The organism is Ventrimonas faecis (genome assembly GCF_040096075.1).
GTDB classification, from domain to species: domain Bacteria; phylum Bacillota; class Clostridia; order Lachnospirales; family Lachnospiraceae; genus Brotaphodocola; species Brotaphodocola faecis.
Map to the genome: position 1 here is coordinate 61,635 of NZ_JBBMFJ010000017.1, position 12,352 is coordinate 73,986.

Annotated in this window: 8 protein-coding genes; all 8 read right to left on the reverse strand. The window is 45.9% G+C overall.

What is annotated here, in order from left to right; genetic code table 11:
- Positions 1–46 precede the first annotated feature (46 nt).
- The 8 genes from WMO41_RS09335 to WMO41_RS09370 all read right to left on the reverse strand — a co-directional run bounded on the left by WMO41_RS09335 (position 47) and on the right by WMO41_RS09370 (position 12,091).
- Complete coding sequence (locus WMO41_RS09335) at positions 47–1,786, reverse strand: ABC transporter ATP-binding protein (protein ID WP_349229505.1); 1,740 nt, start codon at positions 1,784–1,786, stop codon at positions 47–49.
- 3 nt (positions 1,787–1,789) lie between these two features.
- Entirely contained in the window at positions 1,790–3,562 is a 1,773-nt protein-coding gene (locus tag WMO41_RS09340) for an ABC transporter ATP-binding protein (protein WP_349229506.1), read from the reverse strand.
- A 147-nt stretch (positions 3,563–3,709) separates the two neighbouring features.
- Positions 3,710–4,327: a TetR/AcrR family transcriptional regulator gene (locus tag WMO41_RS09345; protein WP_494338443.1), complete on the reverse strand. Its 618-nt coding sequence runs from the start codon at positions 4,325–4,327 to the stop codon at positions 3,710–3,712.
- A 141-nt stretch (positions 4,328–4,468) separates the two neighbouring features.
- Complete coding sequence (locus WMO41_RS09350) at positions 4,469–4,765, reverse strand: helix-turn-helix domain-containing protein (RefSeq protein ID WP_349229508.1); 297 nt, start codon at positions 4,763–4,765, stop codon at positions 4,469–4,471.
- A 249-nt stretch (positions 4,766–5,014) separates the two neighbouring features.
- On the reverse strand, positions 5,015–7,183 hold the full coding sequence (locus WMO41_RS09355) for an ATP-binding protein (RefSeq protein WP_494338444.1): 2,169 nt from the start codon (positions 7,181–7,183) through the stop codon (positions 5,015–5,017).
- Positions 7,167–7,982, reverse strand: coding sequence for a substrate-binding periplasmic protein (locus tag WMO41_RS09360; protein WP_349229510.1), 816 nt, complete (start codon positions 7,980–7,982; stop codon positions 7,167–7,169). Before WMO41_RS09360 ends, WMO41_RS09355 begins: the two co-directional genes overlap by 17 nt.
- A 35-nt stretch (positions 7,983–8,017) precedes the next feature.
- Entirely contained in the window at positions 8,018–10,306 is a 2,289-nt protein-coding gene (locus WMO41_RS09365) for an ATP-binding protein (protein ID WP_349229511.1), read from the reverse strand.
- 12 nt (positions 10,307–10,318) lie between these two features.
- Positions 10,319–12,091: an ABC transporter substrate-binding protein gene (locus WMO41_RS09370; protein ID WP_349229512.1), complete on the reverse strand. Its 1,773-nt coding sequence runs from the start codon at positions 12,089–12,091 to the stop codon at positions 10,319–10,321.
- Between the last annotated feature and the right edge of the window lie 261 nt (positions 12,092–12,352).

Genomic DNA, 12,352 nt, shown 5'->3' on the forward strand with positions numbered 1-12,352 from the left:
CGCACATGGATAAAATGTGCGCTCTTGCCCTGTTTTGCAAATGGATTTATGCTTTTGCGAGTGTCCAGCTCTGGCTCACGGTCTGGAGCTGCACCATGTGGGCGAAGATACCGCCTTCTTGCAGCAGTTGTGCGGGCGAACCCTGCTCGGCTACTGCACCATCCTTGAGCACCACGATCTTGTCCGCGCCGGAGACAGTGCGCATCCGGTGGGCGATAATGAGGACAGTCTTGTTCTTAATAAGTCGGGAAAGTGCCTCCTGAATGGCTGTTTCGTTCTCCACGTCCAGACTGGCAGTGGCTTCATCCAGCAGAATGATCGGCGCATCCTTCAGGAAGGCGCGGGCAATGGAAATGCGCTGCCGCTCGCCGCCGGACAACTCGCAGCCGTTTTCACCGATGTTGGTATTCCAACCGTCAGAGAGCTTTTCGGCGAATTTGTCCACATTGGCGAACTTTGCCGCCGCGATCACCTCTTCGTCCGTGGCGTCCTTTCGGCCAATGCGGATATTTTCCAGAATGCTGTTATCAAACAGCGTTACATCCTGAAACACGATGGAATAGAGGCTCATCAGCTTTTCCGGATCGATCTTCGACACATCCATGCCGCCCACGGTGATCCTGCCCCGATCAATGTCCCAGAACCGCGCCGCCAGACGGGAAATGGTAGTCTTACCGCCGCCGGAGGGACCGACCAACGCCGTGACCTGCCCCTGCTTCGCCATAAAGGACACGTCCTTCAGCACCGTTTCGCCGCTCTGGTAGGAAAAGCCCACATGCTCGAACACAATGTCGCAGTCCTGATTGGTTAGTTCTTCGCTGCCGGTCTGCACAGGGCAATCCAGAATCTCATTCATACGCTCGATGTTTGTGTTTGTACCGATGATGGCGGCAAGGTTTTGCAGCGTCCCCTCCAGCGGGTCATACAGACGGGACACCACCAGCAGGAACATAAAGAATGTCAGAACATCCAGTTCACCCTTTACCAGCAGAGCTGCGCCCGCAAGGGCAGTGGTGGCAATGCCCAGCCGCAGCACAAGTCCTGCGGAAACTACGAAGGCAGCCGTTCCCAGTTCGCTTTTGATGAGTCGTCCTTCCACCGCACGAATTTTCTTTTCCAGTCCGGCAAGATAGCCGGCTTCTGCGTTGTTGGCACGCAGGTCTGGCATGGTTTCCATGCACTCCTGAATACCGTCCTCACAGGTGATCTTCGCCGCCATTGCTTTGCTGGAGAGCCTTTTCTGCACGCCGGAGGCCAGCGCAACAATGGCAAACGCCACAGGCAGTGGCCAGATGGCAGCCAGCGCCATACGCCAGTTGAAAAACAGCAGCGACACGGCGATGACTGTGGTGGAGAGGATCGCGCCGTACAGGGGCGCAACGAAGTGGGACTGGCTTTGCTCCAGCACGGCGCAGTCGTTCATGATGGAGGAGGTCAGATCGGCAAGGTCTTTCTTACCGAAGAAGGAAAGCGGGATCTTCCGCAGCTTTTCCGCAAGGTTCACACGGCGCACACCGGATTCCACATAGGTGACGAGATAGGTGTTGTCATACTCCAACCGGGTGCAGACCACAATGAACAGCGCTGCCGCAATGCAGCCGGTCATATAAAACAGAATACGCTTTGTTGTCAGTGTACCGTTCATGATCTCGCCCACCAGCAAGTACAGCAGCCCCACCGGCAGCATGAAGGAGATATTTTGCAGCGCACAGCTTAAAATACCCTTGATGTTGTCCACTGCACCCTTATGGGAGAGTGCGTAGCGTCTTTGTAAATATTTGATCATCGCTCAAGCCTCCTTTGCAACTTTCCACCGAACAGACTGCTGATAGTCCCGCCACATGGTTCCGAACAAGCTGCCCGTGCGTTCAGACAGCTCCGCAAAGCTGCCATCCTCCGCGAGATGACCGTCCTTGAGCACATAAATATGGTCGGCGTTTACGACGGTAGAAAGGCGATGGGCGATCATGATAACAGTGCGTCCCTTTGCCAGCGCATTGAAGGCTGCCTGCACCTTTGTCTCATTGTCCGGATCGGCAAAGGCGGTAGCCTCGTCCAGAATCAGCACCGGCGCATTTTTCAGCATAGCGCGGGCGATGGCCAGCCGCTGCGTCTCACCGCCGGAGAGGTAAATGCCCTGCGAACCGATGACTGTATGCACGCCGTCCGGAAATTTCTCAATAATATCCATACACTGTGCCGCACGGAGCGCCGCCAGAACTTCCTCGTCCGTGGCGTCCGGCTTGCCCATGCGGACATTGTCAAGAATGCTGCCCTTGATGAGATGGCTGTTCTGGAACACAAAGGAAACGGTGTCCATCAGCTCATTTTTGTCGATGTTCTTTACATTGATGCCGCCGATGGAAATGCTACCGCTCTGCGGGTCGAAGAAGCGGGCGATCAGTGCCGCCAGCGTGGATTTGCCGCCGCCAGAGGGTCCGACAAATGCCACCGTCTGACCAGAACCGATGGAAAGAGAAACATCCTCCAAGGCATTCTTTGTGCCGTCGTAGCTGAAGGTGACATGATCCAGCGTTACAGAACTGTCCCTGGGATGCTGCGGTACTTCCGGCTGAGAAAGCGACGGACTTTCCAGTACGCTATCAATGCGGGTGATGGCATCCTGCACGATCATTCCGTTCTCGCTCATAAACATCAGCTTGGTCATTGTCACGGAGATGACCGGTGTGATAATGATGTAAAAGAGCAGATTCAGCAGCACGCTGCCATCCGCTCCGCCGTGAGAGAACAGGAAGCCTCCTGCAATTAGGAACACAAACACGCTGTTGACTGCCAGTGTATAGAAGGTCATGGGCCAGCGCAGCTGTTTCGTATAGGCAATGACCCAGCGCTCGTAATTGTCAATTGTTCCCTTGAACTTCTTGAAAGAGAATACCGTCTGTCCGAAGGTCTTGACCACGGGAATACCCCGCACATATTCCACCGCTTCGTTGGACATATCCGCCAGCGCGTTCTGATACTGGGTCATTTTGTCCTGCAATTTCTTACCGGTCATGCTTGACATCACCGCAAAGGCAAGCGCCACAGGTACAAGACTCAAAAGCCCCAGCCGCCAATCAAAGATCAGCAGCAGTGCCAGAAGCCCCGCAATCGTTGCCATTGCCTTAGCCTTGTCCGGCAGCTGGTGTGCAAGATAGGTTTCCGTCGCTCCGGCAGTTTCCGAGATGGTGCGGCGCAGCTTGCCGCTGCCAAACTGCTCAATCGCCCCCAGTGGCAGCGTGGCAATATGCTTTGTCATGGCAAGGCGCAGATTCGTAGCGATGCGGAACGCAGCAAGGTGCGAGCACATCAATCCCGCAATATACACCAGCACAGCGGCAACAGCAAACATAACTGCCATCCAGCCGTAGTGCGTTACATGGACGGCGTTTTCATACTGCGGCGCGACCTCAATGACCTCCCCCAGGATGCGCCAGATGTACCAGAACGGTACCAACGCCAACAGCGCACCGGCGGCGGACAGCACCCACGAAAAGTAGGTCAGGATTTTGTAGCTCCCGGCATAAGCCAGCAGCCGGGATAAATTGGATTGCTTTTTCAAGATGATACCTCCTTGGCTCAGACTTGATCTATGATACAGAAGGATGCTTGCATTGCCTTCCCATATCCGGGTGGTTAAGCTCATCTAATTCGTGGGCGCAGAACGATGGTTAGTGAACGCTAACTTCTGTTCAAAAAATATGGAGCGTTATTGCCCCATAATTTTCAGCCATCCGGCAGAGTAAAAGCTGTGAAGCTCACGCAGATACTGCTGTGCATCGGCCAGCGGCATATCGTGGATGATCATTTCAAAATAGGCGTTCATCAGCCCTGTGACCAGAATATGCTCCAGCCGAGGGTCGATCTGCGGAGCGGGCGTACCCAGCTTTTCCAGCACAAGATAATACCGGTGGGTGGCATTAACCTCCAGTTGGACAAGCTCCTCCTTCATGGAGCTGTAATGAGTACCCTCCGAACAAAGAAGAAGCAGATGAAACGCTTCCCTATGGTTGAACATATAGAACAAAAGCTCCTCCAGACAGGCCTGACTGACGGTGCTCATGCGCTCCGGCTGCTGCTCGATTGGCAGCCGGTCAAAGTCATCCAGCGCATTCCGATACGCGGAGAGAAAATGCGTGTAGCACTCTTCTACCAGCGCATCAAAAATCGCTTCCTTGCTGCCGTAATAGCCATACAGTGCCCCGGTGGTAACGCCAGCCTCCTTCACAATAGTGCGAAGAGAGGCTGTCTGAAAGCCCTTTTCCAAAAACTCTGCCTTGGCGGCATACAAAATTTTCTCCTGTGTGGTTTGTTTCTTGTTTTGCATGACACCCTCGCATAACAGTGTTATATTACAGTGTTATATTATACACAGACTTATACTTTTGTCAAGGCCACTTCCTGCAAAAGTTCAGATCTGCCTCAACCCATCCGTTTCAATATTTCATGTACATCCGCGTGCAGATACTCAGTAGGAACAGATCCTACGGATCTTTGAGCGACATTCCTGTGACCGATTCACTCTTTTCCAGCCGATAGGCAGGGATGTGCGGTGAATATACAGGGTGCGGACTGTAAGGCTGATATTGCAGTTGCATTTGATAAAGGTGACCGACGTATCCAGCAAGTCCATGCCGGAGGCGGCATCGTGCGCACGCAGCGGGCCGACGATCTCCTCTGCGATGCACTGCACCGTCTCGCTGCCGGACAGTTCCGCTATGACCTGCGCCTCCCGTGTGTCTCTGTAGGTATCGATGCGCCACACCGCCGGTTGTCCGGACCGCATCTGCCTCGAAGCCCGCCGAAATTCCGAAGAGCTTTGGCGTCTGCGCAGCAAAGATACCTAACACCTTTTTATACAGTCCCGGGATGCGCATCAGACGCAGAAAGGCCTTTATTCTGACAAACCATTTTCAGTATGTATGCACTACGGAAAGCATCTTCATATCACTCCTGCATTGTCATATTTTTGTTCTCCTTTTCTATATCTCACTGCTAATTTGACACTGCTATATTAATTATATTCCACCAATTTATGAATTACTTTTATCAGTAATTCCACATCAATAGGTTTAGCAACGTGTTCATCCATCCCTGCTTCTTTTGCTCTTATTCTGTCCTCGGTGAACGCATTTGCTGTCATTGCAATGATCGGTATTATTTTTGCATCTTCTCTGTCCAGAGACCGGATTATCTTTGTAGCTTCATAGCCATTCATTACTGGCATCATGATGTCCATAAGAATGGCATCAAATTCACCAGATTCACTTTTACTGAATAGCTCAACAGCTTCCTGACCATTCCATGCTTTTGTCACATCAGCACCTTCATTCTGAAGCACAAATTCAGTGATTTCCATATTCAGCTCATTATCTTCTACCAGAAGAATATGCAGTCCTTTTATAGATTTTTCTGCTACATTCTTCTGTTCTTCACTTTTATCCGCATCCAAATCTATTTTAAACGGAACCCGAATCACAAATGTAGTTCCCATACCTTCTTTACTTTCAAAAGTAATGGTTCCACCCATTTTCTCAACCAACTTCTTTGCAATCGGCATTCCTAGGCCTGTTCCTGCAAATTTTGTGCGACTTCCTTTGTGTTCCTGTGCAAATGGTTCAAACACACATTTTTGGAATTCCTCAGTCATTCCGATTCCTGTATCCCGGCAGACAAATTCCATTGTCGTCATTTCTGGCAGTTCGGATGGAATCTCCATGCAGCTGATATAAATCTGTCCGTTTTCTCTGTTATATTTTATCGCATTCGACAGGATATTCATCATCACCCGTTTCACATACCCCGGGCTTCCAATAAAATCACGATGTGTGATTTCTTTTTTCTCCCACATGATCCGGATATTCTGCTCTGCAGCCATCTGCTCGATCACAATAAATACTTCTCTGGAAATACTGCTCAAATTAAATGGAACCTCTTCCAGAATGATTTCTCCTGACTCCAGCTTACTCATGTCCAGAACATCATTTACCAGTTCCAGCAACAGATTGGATGCCTCTTTAACCTTTGTCCTGTATTCCGTCTGCTTCTCCATATCATCTGCATAATGGTCTGCCATATTGACCATGCCGCAAATTCCATTGATCGGAGTCCGGATATCATGGCTCATCCGCTGGAGAAACTCTGTTTTTGCCTCGTTGGCTGCTTCTGCTTTTTTTGCCGCTATCAATAGTTCTGCTTTATATTTTTCATCTTTTTCCTGTTCCTGTTTCCGGTGTGCCAGATTGGTTCTGTATGTCCAAAACCAGAATATACTAAACATCAGAAAATAAAGAAAAATAACGCATATCACACTTAATGGAAGGTTATGGAACACTTCTGTATCTGGAAGATACGCATAGATATAATAATCCCTCTGCTTCAGCATGATTCCGTAACATCCGATTCCTTCATTCTTCAAATGGTGAATGTGCTGACTGTCTGTATGCTTTTTCATTGCCTGAACAACTTCGTTGTCAGCTGTATTCTGACCTAACAGACTTTCATCATTGCTGGCAACAACGATTCCCTCGTCTGCAACAATAATCGTTCCATCTTTCTGAGTACTATAGCCATTTAAAAGCCCCTGTATCGTCAGGGTATAATTTCTAGCAAATTCTGGAGATGTGTAATAATAGACTGCAATGATACCCGGTGCATCTTTTCTGGCACAGGCTGCAATGTCAATATGTGACCCGTCTTTCCTGTTAAACCGTTCTGAATAAGTTCTTTCTTCATATCCGGCAAAATCCATGATAATGTCTTTTTGCAGATACTCTGTAATCTCATTGGCCAGAGATTCATCCGTGCTGTATTCACAGTCCATTTTTCCTTCTGTATCCAACACAATGATGCCATCTACCCACAGAGTCTGCATGTTTTCTTTCAGAAAATCCTCGCTTAGCTGCCCGCCGTTTTCTATTTCCATTTTAATATTTGTACTCATCTGTCTGGCACTTTCAATGGCACGGAGGAGACTTTTGGATTCCGAAGATTCATTATAATGGGTGTAGGTGGAACACTGCACTTTCACATAGTTTACAATCTCCACCATTCTTTTCTCTGTTTCTGCTTTTTCTGCGTGGAAGAAATAAAACAGAGAGACTACAGCCACACAGATTCCAATCAGACCACCCAGCAGCTGGATTCGTTTTTCTTTTTTACTTCTTTTAATATCCAAAATCATCCACCTCCAGATACTTTTCCGGATCATCCAGATATTTTTCAATAATTTTCAGGGATGTGCCATCCTGACGCATCTCCTCCAGAGTCTGATCCATCTGCTCACAGATTCCTCTGTCATCATCTTTCGCAAAAGCAACTCCTATCCCAACAACCATCAAAGGTTCTTCCAGGATACGAAAGCTTGTATCATAATCCTTCATATACTGGACAACAGATTCTTCATGTGCGCCAACCGCATCTACATAGCCTTTTCCCAAAAACGTATAAATCAGTTCCCTATGTCCAAGACTGATTAGATTTCCCAGTTTGGGGATTCTCTCATCTGTCCGCTTCAGAAAGATGCCTTCCGGTTTGGTTGTGGACTGGACAGCGAGGTTCTTTCCCTCCAGGTCACTCAGTTTATAGATATCACTGTTCTCATTTACAGCAACCACCTGACGGCTTGCTATGTATGGCCCTGCCCAGCGGTAATCGTCCAAACGTCCTTCCATAGAAAAACAACCCATGATACAGTCAATCTCTCCGCTCTCCACCAGTTCTTTTTTCTTCTCCCAGTTGATCTGGACAACCTCCACCTGATATCCCATTCTATTGAATGCTTCCGTAGCCAGTTCTACATCGATTCCTGTCGGGATTCCATCCTCATTCAGATAATTGTATGGTGGATAGTTGTCGCTGCCGATGGTAATGACAGGCTTTTCGTTTTCTTCTTTCGTGTTATCTGTGTTTTTGCACCCTGCCAGGGTGACTGCTAAAATTCCCGCAAGCAGAATGCCTGCAATCACTCTTTTTCCTTTCATTTTCTGTCTATACCTAACTATCCTTTTCGTTTTTTTTATGTCTGGTTACTTTCCATTTGCTGCGGTTCAATGACCTGCGGTTCGGTGCCCCCCCCAGATTTTATGCTTCTGATCGTCTTTTCCAGTACCTTCATCTCAACCGGTTTTGAAACATGTGCATTCATACCAGCTGCCAGAGAATGCTGGATATCCTCTGAGAATGCATTGGCGGTCATAGCAATAATCGGAATCTTCTTTGCCAGCTCATGGGAACTTCTGCGGATTGCCTTTGTTGCCTCATAGCCATTCATAACAGGCATCTGCACATCCATCAGGATCATGTCATAATCGCCTGGTGCAGATTGTTCAAATGTCTTCAAAATCTCTTCTCCATTTTCACAGATGGTGCACTCCGCCCCCTCAATCTTTAACAGTTCTGTCAAGATTTCTGCATTTATCTCATTATCCTCTGCACACAGGAACCGCATTCCCTGCAAAATATTGCCCTCCGGCTCATCCTTTTCTGTATGCGGTATCAAAGAAACAGACTGGTCTTCTGCAGTTTTCAGATCCATAAGAATCTCAAAGCAACTTCCCTGTCCTGGTTCACTTTCTACATCGATCGTTCCGCCCATCGCTTCGACCAAGTTTTTAGTGATAGCCATTCCGAGTCCGGTTCCCTGTATCTTATTAGTCATGGAACTCTCCTCCCGAGTGAATGCATCAAAAATCGTATTCTTGAAATCTGCCGACATTCCCATACCATTATCACTGACTAAAAAGCGATACCTTGCATACGCCCTGGATTTTGTTTCATATTCTTCTACAAGGAACTGAATTTCCCCACCTTCCTGTGTATATTTTATTGCATTAGACAGCAGATTACTGAAAATCTGCATCAAATGGACTCGATCCCCGCTTACCCACTCATGCCGGATATTTTCTTTTGTGATTGTAAAAGTCTGTTGCTTTTCATATATTTGAGAATGAAATATCGTGTCAAGTTCCTGTATAAAATCCACGATAGAAAAGTCAGAATATTTGAAAACAGTTTTTCCAGCTTCAATCTTACTCATATCCAAAACATTATTAATGATCCCTAACAGATGCTGTGAGGAAATGTCAATTTTATCCGCATACTCTATTACCTTTCCTTTATCTCCTGCATCATATCTGATCAATGACGTCATACCAATAATCGCATTCATAGGAGTACGAATATCGTGAGACATATTGGCAAGAAAACTGCTCTTGGATCTATTCGCTTCCTGTGCCACCTGAAAAGCTTCCTCTGCCGCCCGTTTTGCCTGCCGCAGTTCTGTATTCACTGTTTCCAGCCTCGCATTATTTTCCCGCTCCACACGAATCGATTCCTGTTGGTTTCTGTGCATAACAAGAGAAATTCCAAACATAACGCAGACAGCTACGATAACCGTAAAGATAACGATAAATACCATAACAAAATTGACAAGTCGTAATGTATTCGTAGCAACATACTCTGCCGGAACCAGAAAAATCAGTGTCCATTCCGCATTTTCCAGTCTTTTTAATGCATAAAAATATTCAGTACCATCCAGTATTGCATTAGAATAACTACAGCCTTTTTCTTCCAGTTCCACTTTTGTTTTATCAAAAGAAGAATTGTGAAGGTATTTCATATTCTGTAAAACCGAAAATACATTATGCCCTTTAATTAATTCCACCTGATTGCTGTTAAACAGTTTAAATCCATTATCATCCAGAACATAAACACTATTATTCCCGTTATATGCATCACAGCTAAAATAAGGATTCAGTTGTTCCATATTCTGGGAAATTCCAAAATAAGAGATTGTAGTTTTCTCTTCTCCATTTTGAAGTTCTATTGGTTCTGGCAAACGTTGCAAAAACACCATCTCTGACTGGTTATCTGTCATAGAATCAAAAACAAAACTAATCTGTTCGGAATTGTCTTCAAAATAATCCAGATCACGAAAAAGCCCCCTGTATCCATCTTCTGTATAATATCCACCATCTGAATCTAATGCCATCAACGTAATCTTCTGGTCTGCATATGCTGATAATTCATATTTCTTTTTTATATGTCTGCAGAGTTCATCTGTAGTCTGTACATTTGCATCTTTCAGATAATTACATTCTTCCGTTACCCGGTTCCAGTGGGCATCAATCACATCCTCCAGATTTTGAAACATCTGACGGGTAATCTCTTCCATCTGATTTAATCGTTCCTCATAGATAATATCCTGGATATAAGTATGATACAGGAAAAAGAATGCAAGAAACATCGCTATACCAGTCATACAGCACCCCAATATTAAGTTCCGGTAACTCTTTGCCTTCTGCATCCTTCCCTCCGCTTATTTCCATTCAGCATCTGCTTCACTTAAAGTTTTAAATTGCCCAAAAAATTCTTTTGCCGCATCTAAGCCTACAATACCACTGTCTGTCACTTCTGTTTCTGATGCCAGTTTTTCACTGATTCCTGAAATTGCCACCTGATAAGTCTTATCATCTTCCAGTTCCACCGGACTTACCAGCACATAAGGATAATTGTTTCCTGTACCGACTGCATCATATCCTTCTTTATGTAAATCTTTAATCTGTTTTCCTGTTAAATTGACCGTCTGAATTGTCCGCGTCCAGCCTGTGGGAATGATTGCACTGAGATCATCCACTGTAATATCTTTTGCATATATCTTTGAACTTACGCAGTCATTGTTCTGGTTCAGCCCGTTTCCACTGATCCATGTTCCCAGGGAAACCATTGCCAGATCACTGTCGGTTGCCTCTGCAAAACATCTGCCTACCAGCTTTGCACAATTCTCCTGCGAAATCACTTCCGTTGTTGTGGTAATGACTTCCGGTTTATTATTTACAACGCTTTCCTGATCATCTTCAAGCTGCTTTACTACATCTTCTATGGTTGCTTTATCCTGCATATACTCCAACATCTTTGTTCCAGTCGTAACGAGAGTATTTTCCCATCCGGAGTAAATAAGCGGCGCAGTATTCCCTGCATTGATTGCGTCTGCAATATCGCCATAATAAGTATCGTCTGCCTTTGCATCCTTAAATGGCAGAAGACTGGCTTTTAGTGATGCCTCCGGATAAAGAGAAGATGTTCCTTCTACTGTAGACAGCACTTCCATTACCTTCAACGCATCTTCAAGCTTCTGCGAATCGTCCTCTAACTTTTTATTCAGCCCATAATAGCGTCCCACTGACAATATGTAGACATTCTTACTTCCATCCTCTGACAGATACGGCATCAGGCCGAATTCATCTGTTGCAGCATCTGAATCTGTAATGCCATTCTGGGATCCGAGCATAAACAGCGTATTTCCCTTGATAAAATCATCTTTTGTCACCGCATCATCGATTGGATCACTGTTACTGCCGTCAAGCATACCAAGCGCTTTCCATTTCTTGATATATTCCATGCTGTCCATCATACCCTTTGTATCACTGACATTTGCTTTTCCTGACAGATAATCCTTCCGCCACTGTCTTCCATCCAGAGAACTTAAAAATCCGGTATCTGCAATATTGCATAAATACTGGAAGCCATATCCTGGATACTGAATCTGAGGCAGGCATAACTGAACCCCAGCTTTCTCTGCTTCCTTCGCAAGCTGCTCAAGTTCCTTAAAAGACTTCGGAAGTGTCCAGCCATGTTTTTCTAATAACGTCTTGTTATAGGTAATACCAAAACAATTATACGCAGACGGAAGCATATAGATTGCTCCATCATCGGATACCTCCTTCAGGCGGGACTCTACATAATTATCCGTGAAAGCATAGCCTGAAAGATCAAGCATCTTGTCACTGAGATCCTGCAATTCCGGATCATAAAGAGACAGTGTACAGATATCCGGAAGATCATTTTCCTCCAATATTGTGTTTAGGTACACCGTAGTATTTGCCCCACTGTATGGAACCACTTCAAGATTAATCTCCGGGTATGTTTTATGTACTTCATCTATAAAGCTGTCGACATCCATATAAGGAGCCATAAAGGTAATTGCTTCGTGTTTCTCTGGCGTTTTATCTGTTTTTCCACGTCCTATAAGTCCTGTTGCTGCTATACATGCCAGAATAAAACATACACTTTGCACTTTTTTGATTTTCATATTATTTCTCTTCCTTATAAAATTATAGTCCGTCTATGAAATAAGATCATAAAAAAACACCGTCCTACAGACAGTGCACCTCATTTCATGCAACCGGCTGCCATTTTACAGACCCTTTAGCTTTGCTCACAAATATTTTTTTATTATAACACTTTATATTTTCTCTCGTCTATGTTTTTGTGTAATAAACGCAAGCAGGTAAACAGCCGATATGGCTCTATGGAAATCGAGGTCCCACAGGATCGGAAATCGACCTTTGAA

Coding starts and splice junctions, on each gene's coding strand:
- WMO41_RS09345 (WP_494338443.1), bottom strand. CDS start 4,327: ATGCAAAACAAGAAACAAACCACACAGGAGAAAATTTTGTATGCCGCC.
- WMO41_RS09335 (WP_349229505.1), bottom strand. CDS start 1,786: ATGATCAAATATTTACAAAGACGCTACGCACTCTCCCATAAGGGTGCA.
- WMO41_RS09370 (WP_349229512.1), bottom strand. CDS start 12,091: ATGAAAATCAAAAAAGTGCAAAGTGTATGTTTTATTCTGGCATGTATA.
- WMO41_RS09365 (WP_349229511.1), bottom strand. CDS start 10,306: ATGCAGAAGGCAAAGAGTTACCGGAACTTAATATTGGGGTGCTGTATG.
- WMO41_RS09355 (WP_494338444.1), bottom strand. CDS start 7,183: ATGATTTTGGATATTAAAAGAAGTAAAAAAGAAAAACGAATCCAGCTG.
- WMO41_RS09360 (WP_349229510.1), bottom strand. CDS start 7,982: ATGAAAGGAAAAAGAGTGATTGCAGGCATTCTGCTTGCGGGAATTTTA.